An 18,636-nucleotide genomic window follows, 5' to 3' on the forward strand; every position below is an offset into this window, starting at 1 on the left:
AATCTGCTTAGGGATGAGTTTGGTATTTCCGGTAGAGCCATTTATTAAAAATGAGTATCACTTTACTGCTTTCGACATGGGAGTGATGTCATCATTATTTGCATTTGTTCAATTTGTGGCATCACCGATTGTTGGCCGTTTTTCAGATAAAATTGGGCGAAAACCAATGCTGGTGTGGGGACTCTTAATTTTTGCCATTGCGGAATTTGTCTTTGCGTTAGCTCAACATCTGTGGGTCTTTGATCTTTCACGAGCAGTTGATGGCCTCTCAGCAGCAATGTTTGTCCCGACTTCAATGGCATTAGCGGCAGATATTACAACTGAACGGGACCGGGCTAAAGTAATTGGCTGGTTATCAGCAGCGTTTAGTGGCGGACTAATTTTGGGACCAGGACTTGGCGGCCTGCTAGCACACGTTAGCTATAAATTCCCGTTTTGGGTTGCGGGAGTTCTTGGTCTAATCAGTACAGTGATTGCTTGGCGGTTTCTTCCTCGAGATGAGGACGAACGGTTCCAAAGTGAAACCAAGGATCCTGAAGGGGAACTTCTCGGCAGTAGTTGGCAGCAAATAAAGCAGATTATGACGCCAACTTTAGCGGTGCTCTTCGGAATGATCTTCGTTGCCGCATTTGGTTTGGCCGGCTTTGAGAGTATTTATAGTTTATACGTTAACGAAGTCCATAACTTTGATCTGGGAGCAATCGCACTTGTCCTTACCTTAAATGGGATCATCTCACTCGTCCTTCAGGTATTTTTCTTTGAACGGCTTGTACAGTGGTTGGGTGAAGTTCGCCTAGTAGAGTATAGCTTTCTATTGAGTATTGTTGGAACAATTTTGGTGATTTATGACCATTCACACTGGCAGCTGATTGTTGCAACTTTATTTGTCTTCGAAGCCTTTGATCTTCTTCGTCCTGCCATCACAACTCTCTTAACCAAGATGAGTAAGAGTAATCAAGGACTGCTTAATGGGATCAATATGTCGTTAACTAGTATTGGTAACATCATTGGGCCATTAATTACCGGGGCGCTGTTAGACGTTAATTACCAGTATCCGTACTGGTTCGTTATTGCCTTCCTACTGATAGCATTTATAATTGGTCTGCGCCTGCGAAAACTTAATGTTCAAGACTAATTTACCGGGGAACAGTGCTAGAATAAAGGTAACTTAATCTGGAGGCTGGAAGAATGGATTACAAGTATACGGGTGATGACTTTGATATTAAAAAGGCACCAACGAAAGTTAAGGATAGCGCCGACGAGCTCGATAAAATTAAAGAGCAGATTGAAGAAAATCTTCGTCATATTCGTCACGCCCAAAAGATGATGTATGCGCGGCATAAGTACGGGATCTTAGTCGTCTTTCAAGCAATGGACGCAGCTGGGAAAGACAGTATGATTGCTCACATTTTTTCTGGTGTTAACCCGGTTGGCTTTAAGGTCGCTAACTTTAAGCAGCCAACTTCTGCAGAATTACGCCATGATTACTTGTGGCGGATTAACAAGGAGTTGCCGTCTCGGGGAGAAATCGGAGTCTTTAACCGTTCATACTACGAAGATGTTCTAGTTTCTCGTGTTCATCCGGAAATTATCCTGAACGCTAATTTACCAGAGGTTGACTCTTTAAGTGATGTCAATGATCACTTCTTTAAGGGTCGGTACCAGGACATTCGCGATTACGAGAAATATTTATCACGGAATGGCTTTGTGATTTTTAAATTCTTCCTTCACATTTCCAAGGACGAGCAAAAGAAACGCTTCCTTCGGCGGATTAACCTCCCAAAGAAACACTGGAAATTTTCTTCTGCGGATATTCGAGAACGGCAATACTGGGATAAGTACCAAAAAGCATACGAAAAAGCAATCAACGCAACGGCTACCAAAAAGAACCCATGGTATGTCGTCCCAGCAGATGATAAGTGGTATTCGCGCTTAATTGTGTCAGATATTTTGACTAAGGAAATTGAAAAATTACCGTTAGCTTATCCTGTGTTATCTCCTGATGAAGCGGCAAGATTAGACACGGCTAAAGAAGAATTATTGAACGAAAAGTAACTTTAATTTACAAAAAATTCATTTTTTGTAAATCAGAGTTATAATGTGATTAGTGAAACGATTTATGATTGGGGGGAATAAAGAATGAAGAAATGTCCTTGGTGTGGGAAAAACGTGCCGACAGAAGATCGGATCTGTCCTTCTTGTGGGTATGACTTTAGCCGCGGTGAAATGAGTTCGTTTTACGATCAACGGCAGCAAAAGCAAGCCAAGAGTAAGATTCGTCATAAGAATGAGATGGTAATCGTTGCGACATTGGCGATCATTGCTGGCGGAAGCTATATCTTTAATAACCAGCAGGAGCAAACCGAAGCTCGTCAAAACATCCAACAGACGACTAAGACCATTTCAGAATCGTCGACTGCGGATAGCAGCAGTACTGCTTCAAACAGTTCTAGCGAGAGTGCTGCTAAATCTAGTTCAGCAAAGGCAAAGAAAGCCTCTTCTGAATCAAAGCAAGCAGCCAAGACTTCTTCTAAGAAAGCCGAAAGTAAGAAGAATGTTGCTAAGTCTTCCCAATCAAAGAAGAGTGAGAAGAAGCAAGCTGCTAAATCTTCATCTTCAAAGGCAACGAAGAAGAGTAGTACTAAGGTTGCAGAGAAGAAGCCTGCCGTAAAGAAGCAAGTGACAAAGAAGAGCAACGGTGTGCAACTAAAGAACAATATGCAGCCAACTGAATTCGCAGCTGCAGTTGCTAACTATGCTGCACAAAAGAATGTTTCAAAGTGGAAGGATGTCGTTGATAATTCAAACAACGGTATTCTGATTAAGGAAACGACAGAACCAGATATTGTTAACTACCTATCTGCTAAGGGAAATGGTACGGTTTATGTTGCCTTTAACAGTAAGGATAGCAATAATGAGGTTGTCTACTCCGCATACACCATTAATCAGGATGGTAGTGTAAATATTTACGAGTTTGGAACACCAAGTGCACCACATACAGGAGATATTTACAATCCAGTTGAAACTGTTTCTCAACAGGATCTGATCAAGTATCTGAATAGCCATAAACAAGCAAAGAATGTTCAACAAATGGCTAAAAAAGTTGGTATTGCTCACGAATAAGCAGTAATATCGCGGATTATGCAAAAGTGGAAACGCGGCTAAGATTATTTGATTCTTAACCACGTTTCCGCTTTTTGTGTATTTAGATAGTGTATAATCGTTAGTGTAAGCGCTATATTGTGTGTGGGGAGAAATTATATTGGAGGAGTTGTCAATATGTTCAGTTTTTTGAAGCCACGACAGAAGGCCCAAGTGCCAGCTGATAAGGCACGGTCCCTGTTTAAACGGTATAAGTGGATGTCCTTGTTTGGGGTTTTTATTGGTTATGCTGCTTTTTACATTGTGCGGAATAACTTTACACTATCAACGCCACAACTAAAGGCATCGTTGGATCTTTCCAAGGGTCAAATCGGGATGCTGTCTAGTTGTTTGCTGATTGCTTATGGATTAGGGAAAGGAGTTATGAGTGCCTGGTCAGACAAAGCTAATCCAAAACGCTTTATGGCAACGGGATTAATTATTTGTGCCTTGCTTAGTATGTGCCTAGCATTCTTTGGCTTTAGTCTATGGTCATTAGCTATTATTTTAATTCTTTTGGGCTTGTTCCAAGGAATGGGAGTTGGGCCATCATTTATTATTCTTTCAACCTGGTTTGATAAAAAACAACGGGGATTTGTAACATCAATTTGGAACACCTCGCATAACCTTGGTGGGGGATTAATTTCACCACTTGCTGGATTTATGTTAGGAATTGTTGGTGCAAGTCACTGGCGGTTTGCAATTTATGTATTCCCAGCATTGGTTGCCATTGCGGTAGCTTTAATCGTGCTGGTCTTTGTTAAGGGTCGACCTGAGGAAGAAGGTCTGCCACCGCTGGAAGAAACAAAGCAAGAACAAAGCAACATTGATTACTATGATTTAAGCTCTTGGCAAATTCTTACCAAGTATGTCTTTAATAACCCTGGTGCCTGGCTAGTTTCGTTTATGGACACTTTCGTTTACATGATCCGGTTTGGGATTTTAACTTGGTTGCCAATCTTCTTAATTCAGGCTAAGGGCTTCACTCATGGTCAAATGATGATTGCATTTGCCTTCTTTGAATGGGCTGCTATCCCCTCAACGTTACTGGCAGGGATCATTTCTGATAAACTTTTCAAGAGTTACCGGATGCCACCAGCAATGATTGCCCTGGTTCTAATTATTTTCTGTATTTTTGGTTACTGGAATAGCAAGTCAGTGACTGCGGTTACGGTTTATGCTGCCCTTGCTGGATGCTTGGTTTACATTCCACAATTCCTTGATTCTGTTCAAACGATGGAAGTTGTTCCACCATTTGCTGTGGGTTCAACTGTTGGACTTCGGGGCTTTATGAGTTATGTTCTTGGCTCAACGCTTGGAACAAGTCTCCTTGGAGTGGCAGTCGACCATTACGGCTGGAATGCGGGATTAGTTCTCTTAATTATCGCAACTGTTCTTTGCTTAGCATGTTCTGTTGCTTTACACATTTTCTCATTAAAGAAACGTCACGCAGAAGCTAAATAGTATTTGACAGATCAAACCCTCAGTATTCAAATGATGGATACTGAGGGTTTAATTTATTTCACAGTAATTATATGACTATTTTTGAAGGCCATTGTAGAAAGTTCGTTGCCAATCCCAGGACGATCTGGTACAGTTAGTTGACCATTTTCTGGCTCATAATCATACTTTGTCAATGCTAACATTTTTGGCATTGCTGTATTAACGTTATACTCGTGAATAACAAAATTAGGTAAGGTTGCTTCTAAGTTTAAGGAAACTGCCGTCATCAAATTACTACCAGTAATGTGGATTTGGACACCAATATCAGAAATTGCTGCTAAATCACAGATCTTCTTGACCTCCGTTACCCCACCAGCAGTTCCAATATCCGGTTGGGCAACTTGAATGGCTCCCTGATCAAATACCCGTTTGAAATCCCAACGAGAATATAAACGTTCTCCAGAAGCGATTGGGAGACCAGTTTCATGGTGCACAGTGGCTAAGAGTTGAGGATCTGGTTTGACTGGTTCTTCATAATATAATGGTGAATACTGTTTAGCCAGTTTGCCGAAACGAATGGCTGCCAGTTTACCAGTCAGTGCGTGGTTCTCCAATATTAAATCGCCATTGGGGCCAAGTACCTGACGAACTGCATGTAGACGTCGTTGAACCAAATTTAGGTAGTCGCTAGTTAAGAGATTCTCCTGGTCGATATGGTTAACTGGCTGGCCTTCCTCATCGAAAGTCAAAAAGTTGATTTTAACAGCATCAAATCCCTTTTCTACCGCAATCCGGGTATTAGCCGCATAGTCTGCCGGTTGGCCAGCATGATGGCGACCAACTCCCCAGCCCATTTGTAACTGACTCGCATAAGCACGTACTCGCCGTTGCTGCTCACCGCCTAATAATTCGTGTAAGGGAGCATGATAATATTTACCCTTAATATCCCACAAGGCAATATCAAAAGCCGAAATAGCGCCAAAGATGACAGGCCCCGCGTTTAACCCAAAGAAACTCTGCCGATATAGTTTTTCCCAGATTACTTCGTGTTCTAACGGATTCATCCCAATTAGCAACGGTGCCAAATCATGCATTTCTGCAAATGCAGCATGACTAACAGCACCATAGGAAAGAGCAACTTCATCATCCCCATACAGACCGGTATCAGTATAAATTCGGCAAAATGATGGTCGCCAGCCATCTTCTACCGGAGCACTATACAACAAATCAATTTTCTTTATTTTCACGATTGTTATCTCCCATTAACGATTTCTAAAATCACCTTAAGCTTAAATGATTGCTAATAGTAAATGAATATTTTCAAAAACGATTAAGCTACTAAAAAGTTTTTGAGGGAAAACTTGAGAAAAATTAAAGAAGTGCTACCCGATTGATGATTAATTCACCAACCGGGTAGCTATTGTTTTTTACAATGAAGTCCAGAGTCATGACAAATTATCACAATTCTTGGTTTTTAAGTTTCAATTTATTTAGTATTAGTCATCTTAAAAGACGTTATCTCGACCATATTTGCAGATGGGGAGAAGGGGACACTTAGTACATTTAGGATTTTTAGCGGTACATTGGTAGCGGCCGAAAAAGATCATTGCGTGGTGAGCATCTAGCCATTCATCTTTGGGAACTGCCTCTTTTAGGCGCTTTTCAATCTGTAAAACGGTTGCGTTCGGTTTAACCATTCCTAAACGTCGTGCAACCCGACTAACATGTGTATCGACAGGGAAGGCAGGAATATTAAAGCACTCTGCAAGGACAACGTTAGCGACTTTACGGCCGACACCGGCTAAACTAGTTAATTCTTTCATTGTGTGGGGAACTTCACCATTAAAATTAGTCACAATTCCCTGAGCGGCTTTAACAAGGTATTTAGCTTTATTATGGTAAAGGCCGAGTGATTGAATAAATGGTTCAATGTCTTCGGGCTCGGCACTTGCTAGTGATTCAGGTGTTGGGTAGCGGGCGAAAAGTAGCGGAGTAACCATATTAACTGATTTATCCGTTGATTGTGCACTAAGAATTGTTGCTAACAAGAAATGAAAAGTTGTGTCGGCCTTTAACGTTGTTCCAGCTTCGGGAAACATGGCGCGCATTTGATGAATGGCATTGACAATTTCACTATCTGTGAGCATGAAAGATCCTCCTTATATTTTCTTTTATTATAAAACAAATAACGCTTTTTAAAACAATTAATAGGCGATTAGTTATCATCCGATAGTGAGACGAAAACATGCGTGGCAGTACATGCTTTTACTGTCTTAAAGCCAAAAAAGATTGAGCATTAATTGAGCTATTACTTGATTTTTTTGTCATAAGAAGGTATAACTAAAGATGAACAAGCGATAAATAATGTTATTGCTTGGTTTATAACTGAAAATATTTTATGATTTAGTAGTTCTACTAGATCGCATTGTATATATGATGATTTTTCAGTTATCATGTTTAAACTGAATTTAATTTAATTAGCTTGTGCTTTATCCTTAAATGAGATCATTGTCGCCTCCCCATGACTGTGGTTTCGAAAACAATAATATTGGCTGTTGCTATGACTTAGGTACACACTATCTAAACTAAAACGCTTACCCCCTAAATTAACCTGAGTCGTAAGTAGTTATCAACCACTCTAATTAAATTAATGATGCTTAGACATGCCCTATGAGACCTGCTAGATTGATCTCTAATTAAAGGCTTTTCAGAATTCCCCATTTCTGAAAAGCCTTTTTATTTTAATAATTAGAATTCTTTCATAAACGAATTACCGAGTAAAAATAAAATATTTATTTAATTAACAATTGACCAATGTGCAATCGGTTGTTAGAATAAGTTAATGTTTTCTTATTATTCTAATCTAAATTTAATAGATAAGGAGGAATGGTTATGAGTTTTTGGAAAACAATTACCCGAAAAGAAGACCCGCAAGTATATGCCAATAAAGACGGGCATCTAGTTCGTTCACTAAAGGTGCGGGACTTTTTAGCACTTGGGGTCGGTACAATTGTCTCCACCTCTATTTTCACTCTTCCTGGTGAAGTGGCAGCGATGCATACCGGACCTGCCGTAGCAATTTCGTTCTTACTTGCCGCGGTAGTTGCAGGACTAGTTGCGTTTGCTTATGCAGAAATGTCTGCAGCAATGCCATTTGCTGGTTCAGCATATTCGTGGATTAACGTTGTTTTTGGTGAGTTCTTTGGTTGGATCGCCGGTTGGGCACTTCTTGCTGAATACTTTATCGCATTAGCCTTTGTTGGTTCCGGATTATCAGCGAACTTTCGGGCATTGATTGCTCCACTGGGGTTGAAGCTCCCGGCATCATTATCAAATGCTTTTGGGACTGATGGCGGAATCGTCGACCTGGTTTCAGTTGTTGTGATTGCTTTAGTAGCTGCATTGATTTCTCGCGGGGTTTCTCGGGCAGCCCGAGTTGAGAATGTTTTGGTTGTATTGAAGGTTTTCGCTGTTTTACTGTTTATCGTTGTTGGCTTAACTGCTTTGCATGCTGCTAACTATGTTCCATTTGTTCCCAAGTATCACGAGACCACAAATGGACCATTCGGTGGTTGGCAAGGAATTTATGCTGGTGTTTCAATGATTTTCCTGTCATACATTGGTTTCGACTCAATCGCTGCTAACTCTGCAGAAGCTATTAATCCGCAAAAGACCATGCCACGGGGGATCCTTGGTTCACTTGTAATTGCCGTTGTTTTGTTTGTGGCCGTTAGTTTAGTTCTTGTCGGCATGCTTCCATATAGTAAATATGCAAATAGTGCTGAACCAGTTGGGTTGGCACTCCGGGCTGCTGGTCACGGCGGTGTCGCAACTGTTGTTCAAACAATTGCTGTTGTGGGGATGTTCACCGCATTGATCGGAATGAGCATGGCCGGATCACGGTTGATTTACTCATTTGGTCGTGATGGAATGTTGCCAAAGTGGCTTGGTAAGCTTGACAAGAGTAATCGGCCTAACCGGGCATTATGGACTTTAACGATTGTTGGGATCTTGATTGGGGCATTCTTCCCATTCGCGTTCCTTTCACAATTGATTTCTGCCGGAACATTAATTGCATTTATGTTCGTTTCAATCGGAATTTACCCATTGCGTCGTCGTGAGGGTAAGGATATTAACGATCCAGCATTTAAGGTACCGCTTTATCCGGTTCTTCCGGCTCTTGGCTTTCTGGCCTCATTGATGGTTTTCCTTGGACTAGATTATCAAGCTAAACTATACGCCGGCATCTGGTTCGTCCTTGGCCTAGTCATCTACTTCGCTTACGGGGTTCGTCATTCATACCTTAGTAAGAAAAATTAAAGTGTGAACTGTTGCCTAAACTTTTACCCAAGAAAATTACAATCATTTACTAACAACAAAATAAGATTGGAGGAATTGCTAATGGGATCAATGGAAAATAACCACAAGATCTTAGCAAAAGAAAGTGAAGCATTTGCCACAGCAGCACGGGTTAAATATTACGATATCGTAATTGACAGTGGGCGTGGAGCCATTTTAACTGATGTTGATGGTAATCAGTACATTGATCTCTTAGCAAGTGCTAGTTCTACCAACACCGGGCATTGCCACCCGAAAGTTGTTAAGGCAATTCAGGATCAAGCAGCTAAAATTATTCAGTATACGCCAGCTTATTTTGCGAATAGTCAAGCGGCACGGTTGGCACCGCGATTAGCAGAATTAGCACCGATGTCAGGTCCAGTGGAAGTTGCCTGGGGGAATTCCGGCTCTGATGCAAATGATGCCATTATTAAGTTTGCCCGAGCATCTACTGGTCGTCAGTATATTGTTTCCTTTACGGGGGCATACCATGGTTCCACATACGGTTCAATGACTCTTTCTAGCGTTTCCCTAAACATGGCACGGAAAATGGGACCATTGCTTCCAGGAGTTGTTAAAGTACCATTCCCTGATCCATGGGATAAGCTTCCTGATGAATCAGAGGAGCAATTTGTTGATCGCTATTTTAAGATGTTTAAGTTGCCATTTGAAACTTACTTACCGGTTGATGAGGTAGCCGCAATCCTGATTGAACCAATTCAGGGTGATGGTGGAATCGTTAAGACGCCACCAGAATTTATGAAAAAGATTTATCAATTTGCTAAGGAAAATGGGATCCTCTTTGCAGTTGATGAAGTTAACCAAGGAATGGGACGTACCGGTAAGTGGTGGTCAATCCAACACTTTGGAATTGAACCTGATTTGATGTCAGTTGGTAAGTCGCTAGCTTCTGGGATGCCGTTGAGTGCTGTTATTGGACGAAAGGAGATCATGGAATCTCTTGGTGCACCTGCTAACGTTTATACAACTGCCGGGAACCCGGTAACCACAGCGGCTGCTAATGCTACTCTGGATGTAATCCAAGAAGAACACCTTCTCGAACGCTCAGCTAAGTTAGGTGAGAAGGCTAAGCAGTTCTTTGAAGGTGAGCAAAAGAAATATGACTTTATCGGTGATGTCCGGATGTACGGCCTAGATGGTGGAATTAATATTGTTAATCCGCAAACAGGTAAGGGTGATACCGCAGCAACTACGCGGATCATGTACCGTGTCTTCGAACTTGGTGCAATTATCATCAGTCTTCGGGGTAATATTCTTCGGTTCCAACCACCACTGGTAATTACTGAGGAAGAATTAGACCGAGCCTTTGGAATGCTTGACCAGGCATTTGCAGAAGAAGCAGCCGGGAAGTTAACTCTGCCGGATAATGCTGATGAATTAGGCTGGTAAATTATCACTTTAATAATTGAAGATAATCTCCTATAATATTTTGTTAGACAGCTAACTAAATGCTATAGGAGATTTTTTGATGGAGTTAATTGGTCGATTATTAAAAATGGCAACGAATAGCCTGAATCAAGAATTTAACCGTTTTGCCCAGCAGTATGATTTGACCGGAACGCAGATGTCGGTAATTGACTTTATGGCTAACTGTGAGAGTCAAGAATGTGATCAACACATGTTGGAGCGGGAATTCAATATTAAACGGTCAACAACGACAGTAATTATTCAACGGTTAGTGAAAAAGGGTTTGATTGAGCAGCGACAGTCAGTCACTGATCGACGACAAAAGGTAGTTACATTGACAGCAAAGGGAAGAGACTTAGCACCCAAAGTTAGGGATTATATTTTAGCATCTGAAGAACGATTAAGAACCAACTTTACTGCTGAGGAACTTCGTCAGTTCAAAGAGATTCTGAAATTTATAATTGGGGAGGATGAAGATAATGACCAAAAATGAACCAATTCCGCCTAGGGTAGTTGCGGCCGTTGTTGCGACGGGCTTAATGTCATTCTGTGGTGTGATTGTTGAAACCGCGATGAACGTTACTTTCCCAATTTTGATGGGTGAATTTAATTTAACCACGAATACAGTACAGTGGATGACTTCAATCTATCTATTAATTGTTGCCATCGTTGTTCCGCTTTCAGCCGTCTTAAAAAGCTCGTATAAAACCCGGACCCTTTTTACCGTAGCAAACCTGTTTTTCTTTAGTGGCTTATTAATTGATGCCTTTGCGCCCAACTTTACCCTGCTGCTTTTGGGACGGGCAGTTCAGGGGGTTGGTGCAGGAATCGCATTACCGTTAATGTTTAATATTATTATGGAACAGGTTCCGCAAAGTAAGATTGGTTTCATGATGGGAATCGGAAATTTAATTACAGGAATTGCCCCAGCAGTAGGACCGACATTTGGTGGGATCATTGCTAGCAAACTGAATTGGCGGTGGATCTTTTACATTCTTCTCCCATTTATGGTTGTTTCGTTTATCCTCGGACGTTGGGGAATTCAGCAGAAGTCTGCCATTAGAAAACAACGGGTTGATTTCCTTAGCCTTTTGATGATTATGTTCATGTTTAGCGGATTGGTTGATGGTTTTAGTAATGTCGGAAGCGTCCCCTTTATGAGTGTTAATGTTCTGGGAGCTTTCTGCCTTGGAATTATTGGAATGATTGGCCTAACGTGGCGTTCACTTACAATCGCAACGCCAACGTTAGATCTGCGTCTATTTAAGAATCACCGGTTTGCTGGTCATGTTCTTGGTTTCTTTCTTACCCAAATCATGTCGCTTGGCTTTGCCTTTCTTTTACCAAACTATATCCAGTTAGTTAACGGTAATACTTCCACGATTGCCGGATTGGTTGTTTTGCCAGCGGGTTTTGCTGGGGCAGTCTTCGCACCGCTTGGTGGTAAAATTCTTGATCGATTTGGTGCGCGACGGCCGATTCTTTTGGGAATGACTCTTTGTTTCCTTTCCCTGCTTGTTTTTGCTGTAATTAGTCGGCAAATGAGTAATGGCATAATTGCAACTGTTTATTGTTTCTATATGGCAGGAATGGGGATGTGCATGGGGAGCGTAATGACAAGCGCACTCAGGACTATTAGTTTTTCAGAAACGGCACAGGGAAATGCAATCCTGAACACTCTTCAGCAGTTTGCCGGTGCAATGGGAACGTCAATTGCTGCGATGATCGTTGCTAGTAGCCAAGCACAGCTTAAAGTTAATCGGACATTATCAACCGCAATTGGAACCCAACACGCGTTTATTGTTCTGACGATTTTTAGTATCATTGTTTGGCTGAGTTATTACCGAAATGTTAAAGATTAGCCTGCTTGCAAGTTGTTAACAATTTCGGTTATACTTTAATCGCCGTCTTAGCTCAGATAGGTAGAGCACATCCATGGTAAGGGTGACACGGCGGTTCAACTCCGCCAGACGGCTTAAATTTCTTCTTGACAATTTAAAAATCGCCCTTTATACTAATTATAATTTAATTTTTCTAATGATTTTATAATAATACGTTGATGAGAAGAGTAAGAATAAAAGCTCTCAGAAAGTGACCGCTGATGGTGAAAAGGTGGGAGAGTAATTATTCTGAAGATGAGCTCGGAGTAATTGAAAGTCGGTCAGTAATGGCTAGCTTTCCGGAAGGATCCGTTACCATCCCTGGCATTCTAGTTGAGTGCTGTTGAGGCTGATTAATTCAGTGAAATTGGGTGGTACCACGTTGTTGACGTCCCTAGGTAGTTTCAATACTACTTAGGGGCGTTTTTGTTTATACGAAAGGAAGAGAGCGATGACGAGATTTGATACAAAACTGGTTCATGCGCCAGCACAACATGATAATAATACTGGAGCGGTGACCACTCCTATTTACAAAGCGACTACTTTTGCGTATCCCGAAATCGGTGCACCGGTAAAGGATGATTATTCACGTTCTGGTAATCCGACCCGACGTGCTTTGGAAGAGCAACTGGCAGCGTTAGAGGAAGGAACGGCTGGCTTTGCCTTTTCATCCGGGATGGCTACTATCCATGCAGCTCTGGCAATATTTAAGCAAGGCGACCACCTAATCGTTGGCAATCAAATCTATGGCGGAACCTTTCGCCTGCTTCACCAATTTTTTGAACGTTGGGGTTTGAAGATTACTGCTGTTGATACCCGTAATCTCGCGGCAATTGAAGCAGCGATTCAGCCCAATACTAAGGCAATTTATTTTGAACCAGTGACCAATCCGCTATTGCAAGTAACATCGGTGCAAAAAGTTGCTGCTTTAGCCCAGCAGCATCACTTGTTGACGATTGTTGATAACACATTTCTGAGTCCATACCTATTGCAACCGTTAACTTTGGGAGCTGACATTGTAATTCATAGTGCCACTAAGTACTTATCAGGGCACTCTGACGTTTCAGCAGGGGCAGTGATCGTCAAGGATCGTGAATTAGCTGAGCGGGTTTACTTTATTCAGAATGCTCTCGGCAGCATTTTGTCACCTGAGGATAGTAATGAATTAGCAAGAGGAATTAAGACTTTGAGCCTCCGCCTAGACCGTCAAATTGCTAATGTTAAGGAGTTAGTTAACTACTTGCAAGGCTTAGGCGAGGTTAAGAAGATCTATTATCCTGGTATTAAAGGCTTGCCAGGCTACCAGGAATTACGTCAGGAAGCTAAGGGGGCCGGCGGTGTGTTCTCGTTTGAGTTAACAGAAAGTGTTGATCCAGTTAAATTTGTCAACAACCTGCGCTTATTTAAACTAGCGGTTAGTCTTGGTGCAGTTGAGAGCCTGGTTGAATTGCCAAGTAAAATGAGCCATGCCGAATTAAGTCCTGACGAGCAGTTAGCAGCCGGAATTAAACCAGGATTAATCAGGATGGCGGTAGGAATCGAAGATTTTCATGATCAGATTGCCGACATTCAACAAGCCATTGCAAAGTCAAGAAAATAGGGGGAATGATTACTATGTGTAAATATTCGGTTGAAACGATTGCGGCACAAGCAGGAAACCATATTGACGACAAAAAAGCGGTTGCTCTACCGTTATATTTTTCTTCGAACTACCGCCACGATTCCCTTGAAGAAGCTAAAAATTTTGATCCAAGCAAGGGTTATACATATTCCCGAATTTCGACTCCTAATCGTCGAGCACTTGAACAAACAATGGCAAAGCTTGAAGCCGGTCAGCGTGGTTTTGCTTTAAGTTCAGGGATGGCTGCGATCCAACTAGCCTTAAGCATCTTAAAAACTGGTGATCAGTTAATTTCACTGGATGATTTATATGGAGGCGATTTCCGCTACTTCCGTTACCTTCATTCGCATGCTGGAATTAATTTTGATCAATGGGATGGCAGAAAGGTTGAGGATTTGATCGCTAAAATTACTCCCCAAACGAAAATCATTTGGTTAGAAACACCTTCAAACCCGACAATGAAAGAACTTGATATTGCTAAAATCGCTACTGCGGTCCATAAAAAGGATTCCCGGATTTTAGTAATTGTGGATAATACCTTCTACACACCGGTTTATCAACGACCGTTAGAACTTGGCGCAGACGCTGTTGTCCATTCCGCAACCAAGTATTTATCAGGGCATAATGATCTTTTGGGAGGAATATTAGTTTGTAAGGACCAGCAGCTTGCTCAACAATATTTTGAATACTACATTACGACTGGTGATACCTTGGATTCTTTTGATTCGTGGCTATTGTTACGGAGCCTGAAAACTTTAAATATTCGGGTAAAACAACACACAAAAAACGCTCAAGAAGTGGTTAAGTATCTTAAACAGGATCCTCGAATTGAGCAGGTCCTATATCCGGGAAAGGGTGGGATGATTAGTTTTTACCTTAAAAATGAAGCTGACGTTGCCAAACTTTTAGACAATATAAAGCTGATTACCTTTGCGGAAAGTCTAGGCGGAATTGAGAGTCTAATTACAATTCCGTACTACCAAACCCATGCTGATGTGGAACTTGATCAACGGCAACGACTGGGAATTACGCCACGACTATTACGACTATCTGTTGGTTTAGAAGATCCAGCAGATGTGATTGCTGACATCCAACAAGCATTAGGATAATAAGGAAACGGGAGCGTGACAGAAGCCATTTATGACTTCGTTTTCACGCCCCCGCGAGCGCAAATAGGGTTCCAGAGTTCGGTTATACCGGACACTGGAACCCATTTGCGTACCGCGCTGTTCGTATTTGAACTTGGTAAAAGTACTTATGTCACAGTCCCGTTTGACATTTGTCTGATTTTTTACTTGCTCGAGCTAACGTTCTAGATAACTGAGTCGAAATGTGTTCGCCAGGGTCTTGCTAGAGCTAGCAAACTCCTTCCTAGACGCAAGACGCCTTCGTCAGGAGAAATTGCTAGCTTTCCGCAAGCCCTTTGCTGGCTCACACTCTATTAAATGTGTTCGCAGGGACCGCAACTTCCGCCTAGCTATCCCGGACTTGATTGCAAGTCAATCATCGTCCGGGATTTTCTAGTGCTCAGTTGCTAATTCGTCCCTGCTCACACTCTGTTTAACATTTCCATCCTCAATGCTTCATAGATGGAGTTCTTGGAGCCGAGGGTCATGCTGGTGAAGTAAGCGATGAAGGTGAGAATGGTCATTGGCAGAATTTGGTCAACTGAACCGCCCATTTCGGTAACGAGGAGAATTGCGGAAATGGGGGTTCCTTCAGTAGCGCCAAAGTAGGCTGCCATTCCCATTGCGATTAGGTTTAGGTAGCAACTTGCCGGAACAATACCAAAGTGAATCAGGATGATTCCAGCAATCGCGCCGAGAACACTACCGAGAACAAAGATCGGCATAAAGATACCACCAGGAACAGTAGCACCAGCAGCAATCATCGTTCCGGTATACCGCAGAACGAAGAAGAGGATGAGCATTCCTAGAACTAACAGCCAGTTTGCCTTCAATGACATTCGCGTGATGTACATGATGAAATTATGACTCCCACCAAGAATATGGCAATTCCATAGACCAACGGGGATAACAAGAAGCAACGGGAGAATACTGTGGTAGTAGTTGGGAAGAATGGTAAATTTACGGTACCACCAACCAAGATTAAGCATTCCGTATTGGAAAAGGTAGCCGCCTGCACCAATAACGATCCCAACCAAAATCAGCCATGGGTATGATGATAGTGGCAAACGCGCGGAGATTGGCATTGCTAAGCACGGCTTTGTTCCGAAAAAGAGGATTGTCATTAGATCGGCAGAAATTGCGGCAGCTAAAGCCCCTGCAATTACCTTGAAATTAAAATGCCGAGTGACTTCTTCAAGCAGGAAGACAGTTCCGGCAATGGGAGCGCTAAAAGTAGCGGACAATCCAGCGGCAATCCCGCATTTGATTAGCAGATCGCGTTCTTCAGTATCCTGATAGTGGTAAACATCTTCCGCAAATCCTTGACCAATACAGGCACCAATTTGAATACACGGGCCTTCTCGACCAAGAAAAAGCCCTGGACAGATGGTTAGAAGTCCACTGACAAACTTCCGCCAGAGGACACTCCACCAATTCATTTGATGCTTACCGATTAGTATTGCTTCAATCTGGGGAACACCAGAACCAACGACATCAAACAGTTCAGGACGGATTATCTTTGCAATTAGCCAGACAACAATTAATGTTCCCAAAATATATGGAATAATCATCAGCGGGTGGCTACCCAGATAAGGGTACACAATTGTTAAAAGAATTAGTGTTTGATCAATAATCCACCGGAAGGTACCAACGACTAATCCGGTAATAACGCCCACTAAAATCCCAGGAATTACATAGCGTAAGAATTCAGCGGTAAAGGGTTTTCGTAAAATATCTTTTGCACGCAGGATTGTTCCTGTGTCAGTCGATGAATTCATTTCTTCACTTTCAATCTACACGTTCCAATTATATTCTTTTCAGGATCCTTTCACAATTCTAAAGAAGCGCTGTCATTAGGGTTAGTATGGTACAATATGGTTTTAATTAGGTATGAACGGGAACGGAGGTCTTTTAATGGAATTTATTGCAACGCTGGCGGGATTATTGCTAGCAACCCAATTAGTAGCGCATCTTTGTCGACGGGTCGAAATTCCCGAGGTTATTGGGCAGATCCTGGTTGGGATTATTGCAGGTCCAGCGCTATTGAACTGGGTCCACCTCAATTCAATGATGAACGAGTTTCAAGAAATTGGGGTAATTATTCTAATGTTCATTGCCGGCTTGGAAAGTGATCTTTCGTTATTGAAAAAATACCTTAAACCGGCAGTGGTTGTGGCAATTGTCGGCGTTATGGTTCCGATTGCAATTATGGCTCCCGCAAGTTACTTTTTCGGCTTCACAACCCTTGAATCAATTTTCATCGGGGTTATTTTTTCCGCAACTTCAGTGAGCATTTCGGTTGCGGTTCTGCGGGAATTCAAGCGGTTGGATAGTCGTGAAGGAGCGACAATTTTAGGGGCCGCTGTGGCCGATGATATTATTGGCGTGATCCTCTTAAGTATCATGATTAGTGTGGTTAACCAAGCTGAAGGAAAAACTGGCGGTCAGCCGTTATGGGCAGTCCTGCTTCTCCAGGTCCTGTTCTTTGGTGGAACTTACCTGGTTGTTAAGTGGCTGGCTCCATACATGATGCACCTCAGTGAGCGGCTATTGACTGTTGCGTCGCCGTCCGTAATGGCGATGATCATCTGTTTAGGGATGGCAGCACTTGCTGATTATGTTGGCTTAAGCGGGGCGGTTGGCTCCTTCTTTGCTGGGATCGCTGTTGCTAATACCCACCGGAAAGAAACGATTAACCGAAGCTTTATTCCAATTGGCTATGCAATGTTTATCCCGTTATTCTTTGTGAGTGTCGGCTTAAACATGCGAATTGATCGATTAAATGAGTCGTTTGTTTTTGTGATTGTGATGACGATTCTTGCCTGCCTGACTAAGCTAGTCGGGTGTGGTACTGGAGCTTATCTTTCAGGATTTAACTTTAACAGTTCATATGTTGTTGGTAGCGGAATGATTGCTCGGGGTGAAATGGCGCTGATCACTGCTCAAATCGGCTATCAAGCACATCTCTTGTCATCAATGTATTATTCTGATGTAATAACGGTAATTATTGTGGCAACTGTTTTAGCACCATTTATCTTGAAACATGCTTTAGTAAAAGCAAATGAGGTTACTGAATAGAAGAATATTTTGCAGATAAAGGAGGTCGGTGAGAAGTAAAATTTGCCGACCTCCTTTGAATGCTGAGAGGGATGAAAAAATGAAATATTTAATTGGGATTGACGTTGGGACAACCGCGACTAAAGCAGTATTGTATGATGAAGATACAACGATCATCGGCCATTTTATTAAGAATTACCCCATTTACCGTGACTCCCAGGGAATGGCGGAACAGGATCCAGAAGAAATCTTTCAAGCAGTTGAAACGGTAATCCGGGCAGCGATTCACCGGGCTGATTTAAAAACGGGCCGATTACTTGGCGTTGCTTTTTCAACGGCTAATCAAAGCTTACTGTTGCTTGATGAACATTATCATCCTTTGACCAGAATTATTACCTGGGCTGATACCCGTGCCCGCCAAGATGCTGTGAAGATGAAGGAGACACCAGAAGGAAAGCAGCTTTACCAGAAGACGGGGACGCCAATCCATCCGATGACGCCCTTAGCTAATTTAATCTGGATTAGGCGTAAACGACCGGAGCTCTTTCGCCAAACGCACCATGTAGCAGATATTAAATCGTATATTTTTTGGCGCTTGTTT

Annotated in this window: 15 protein-coding genes and 1 tRNA gene; 13 read left to right on the plus strand and 3 right to left on the minus strand. The window is 42.2% G+C overall.

What is annotated here, in order from left to right:
- Nucleotide 1: 1 nt before the first annotated feature.
- From HMPREF0549_RS08005 to HMPREF0549_RS08020, 4 genes are all read left to right on the plus strand, one after another.
- Nucleotides 2–1,135: an MFS transporter gene (locus HMPREF0549_RS08005; protein ID WP_258409011.1), complete on the plus strand. Its 1,134-nt coding sequence runs from the start codon at nt 2–4 to the stop codon at nt 1,133–1,135.
- 53 nt (nt 1,136–1,188) lie between these two features.
- Complete coding sequence (locus tag HMPREF0549_RS08010; RefSeq protein WP_003717781.1) at nt 1,189–2,055, plus strand: PPK2 family polyphosphate kinase; 867 nt, start codon at nt 1,189–1,191, stop codon at nt 2,053–2,055.
- Nucleotides 2,056–2,139: 84 nt separating this feature from the next.
- Nucleotides 2,140–3,123: a zinc ribbon domain-containing protein gene (locus HMPREF0549_RS09405; RefSeq protein WP_003717782.1), complete on the plus strand. Its 984-nt coding sequence runs from the start codon at nt 2,140–2,142 to the stop codon at nt 3,121–3,123.
- A 156-nt stretch (nt 3,124–3,279) separates the two neighbouring features.
- Nucleotides 3,280–4,605 carry an MFS transporter gene (locus tag HMPREF0549_RS08020; RefSeq protein ID WP_040531770.1) on the plus strand — a complete coding sequence of 442 codons (1,326 nt, stop codon included), beginning with the start codon at nt 3,280–3,282 and terminating at the stop codon, nt 4,603–4,605.
- A gap of 53 nt (nt 4,606–4,658) precedes the next feature.
- Here the strand turns inward: HMPREF0549_RS08020 and HMPREF0549_RS08025 are convergent, their stop codons facing one another.
- Together HMPREF0549_RS08025 and nth are read right to left on the minus strand one after the other, a co-directional pair.
- A complete protein-coding gene (locus HMPREF0549_RS08025; protein ID WP_003717784.1) occupies nt 4,659–5,831 on the minus strand; it encodes a mandelate racemase/muconate lactonizing enzyme family protein in 1,173 nt (390 codons plus the stop codon).
- A gap of 258 nt (nt 5,832–6,089) precedes the next feature.
- Nucleotides 6,090–6,731: an endonuclease III gene (nth, locus tag HMPREF0549_RS08030; RefSeq protein ID WP_003717785.1), complete on the minus strand. Its 642-nt coding sequence runs from the start codon at nt 6,729–6,731 to the stop codon at nt 6,090–6,092.
- A 745-nt stretch (nt 6,732–7,476) separates the two neighbouring features.
- Between nth and HMPREF0549_RS08035 the strand changes: the two genes are divergently transcribed.
- The 7 genes from HMPREF0549_RS08035 to HMPREF0549_RS08065 all read left to right on the plus strand — a co-directional run bounded on the left by HMPREF0549_RS08035 (nt 7,477) and on the right by HMPREF0549_RS08065 (nt 14,960).
- Nucleotides 7,477–8,904, plus strand: a complete 1,428-nt coding sequence (locus HMPREF0549_RS08035) for an APC family permease (RefSeq protein WP_040531773.1) — start codon at nt 7,477–7,479, stop codon at nt 8,902–8,904.
- A gap of 81 nt (nt 8,905–8,985) precedes the next feature.
- Nucleotides 8,986–10,332: an aspartate aminotransferase family protein gene (locus HMPREF0549_RS08040; RefSeq protein ID WP_040531776.1), complete on the plus strand. Its 1,347-nt coding sequence runs from the start codon at nt 8,986–8,988 to the stop codon at nt 10,330–10,332.
- A 79-nt stretch (nt 10,333–10,411) separates the two neighbouring features.
- Entirely contained in the window at nt 10,412–10,843 is a 432-nt protein-coding gene (locus tag HMPREF0549_RS08045; RefSeq protein WP_003717788.1) for a MarR family winged helix-turn-helix transcriptional regulator, read from the plus strand.
- On the plus strand, nt 10,830–12,212 hold the full coding sequence (locus tag HMPREF0549_RS08050) for an MFS transporter (protein WP_040531779.1): 1,383 nt from the start codon (nt 10,830–10,832) through the stop codon (nt 12,210–12,212). Before HMPREF0549_RS08045 ends, HMPREF0549_RS08050 begins: the two co-directional genes overlap by 14 nt.
- 41 nt (nt 12,213–12,253) lie before the next feature.
- Nucleotides 12,254–12,326: transfer RNA gene (locus tag HMPREF0549_RS08055), tRNA-Thr, on the plus strand.
- 355 nt (nt 12,327–12,681) lie between these two features.
- Nucleotides 12,682–13,830 carry a trans-sulfuration enzyme family protein gene (locus HMPREF0549_RS08060; protein ID WP_003717790.1) on the plus strand — a complete coding sequence of 383 codons (1,149 nt, stop codon included), beginning with the start codon at nt 12,682–12,684 and terminating at the stop codon, nt 13,828–13,830.
- 5 nt (nt 13,831–13,835) lie between these two features.
- Nucleotides 13,836–14,960 carry a trans-sulfuration enzyme family protein gene (locus HMPREF0549_RS08065; protein WP_003717791.1) on the plus strand — a complete coding sequence of 375 codons (1,125 nt, stop codon included), beginning with the start codon at nt 13,836–13,838 and terminating at the stop codon, nt 14,958–14,960.
- A 440-nt stretch (nt 14,961–15,400) separates the two neighbouring features.
- Here HMPREF0549_RS08065 and HMPREF0549_RS08070 read toward each other — a convergent pair whose 3' ends face one another.
- Nucleotides 15,401–16,756: a ClC family H(+)/Cl(-) exchange transporter gene (locus tag HMPREF0549_RS08070; protein WP_003717792.1), complete on the minus strand. Its 1,356-nt coding sequence runs from the start codon at nt 16,754–16,756 to the stop codon at nt 15,401–15,403.
- A 136-nt stretch (nt 16,757–16,892) separates the two neighbouring features.
- Here HMPREF0549_RS08070 and HMPREF0549_RS08075 point away from each other — a divergent pair, with 136 nt between their 5' ends.
- Together HMPREF0549_RS08075 and HMPREF0549_RS10170 are read left to right on the plus strand one after the other, a co-directional pair.
- Nucleotides 16,893–18,056, plus strand: coding sequence for a cation:proton antiporter (locus HMPREF0549_RS08075; protein ID WP_040531785.1), 1,164 nt, complete (start codon nt 16,893–16,895; stop codon nt 18,054–18,056).
- A gap of 79 nt (nt 18,057–18,135) precedes the next feature.
- The coding region (locus HMPREF0549_RS10170; RefSeq protein ID WP_040531788.1) for an FGGY family carbohydrate kinase at nt 18,136–18,636 on the plus strand (501 nt) is incomplete at its 3' end.

This window comes from Limosilactobacillus vaginalis DSM 5837 = ATCC 49540 (genome assembly GCF_000159435.1).
GTDB lineage: Bacteria > Bacillota > Bacilli > Lactobacillales > Lactobacillaceae > Limosilactobacillus > Limosilactobacillus vaginalis.

Bases quoted from the DNA above. Each gene is read 5' to 3' on its own strand.
- HMPREF0549_RS08010 (WP_003717781.1), top strand. From the start codon at position 1,189: ATGGATTACAAGTATACGGGTGATGACTTTGATATTAAAAAGGCACCA.
- HMPREF0549_RS09405 (WP_003717782.1), top strand. From the start codon at position 2,140: ATGAAGAAATGTCCTTGGTGTGGGAAAAACGTGCCGACAGAAGATCGG.
- HMPREF0549_RS08020 (WP_040531770.1), top strand. From the start codon at position 3,280: ATGTTCAGTTTTTTGAAGCCACGACAGAAGGCCCAAGTGCCAGCTGAT.
- nth (WP_003717785.1), bottom strand. From the start codon at position 6,731: ATGCTCACAGATAGTGAAATTGTCAATGCCATTCATCAAATGCGCGCC.
- HMPREF0549_RS08035 (WP_040531773.1), top strand. From the start codon at position 7,477: ATGAGTTTTTGGAAAACAATTACCCGAAAAGAAGACCCGCAAGTATAT.
- HMPREF0549_RS08040 (WP_040531776.1), top strand. From the start codon at position 8,986: ATGGGATCAATGGAAAATAACCACAAGATCTTAGCAAAAGAAAGTGAA.
- HMPREF0549_RS08045 (WP_003717788.1), top strand. From the start codon at position 10,412: ATGGAGTTAATTGGTCGATTATTAAAAATGGCAACGAATAGCCTGAAT.
- HMPREF0549_RS08050 (WP_040531779.1), top strand. From the start codon at position 10,830: ATGACCAAAAATGAACCAATTCCGCCTAGGGTAGTTGCGGCCGTTGTT.
- HMPREF0549_RS08060 (WP_003717790.1), top strand. From the start codon at position 12,682: ATGACGAGATTTGATACAAAACTGGTTCATGCGCCAGCACAACATGAT.
- HMPREF0549_RS08065 (WP_003717791.1), top strand. From the start codon at position 13,836: ATGATTACTATGTGTAAATATTCGGTTGAAACGATTGCGGCACAAGCA.
- HMPREF0549_RS08070 (WP_003717792.1), bottom strand. From the start codon at position 16,756: ATGAATTCATCGACTGACACAGGAACAATCCTGCGTGCAAAAGATATT.
- HMPREF0549_RS08075 (WP_040531785.1), top strand. From the start codon at position 16,893: ATGGAATTTATTGCAACGCTGGCGGGATTATTGCTAGCAACCCAATTA.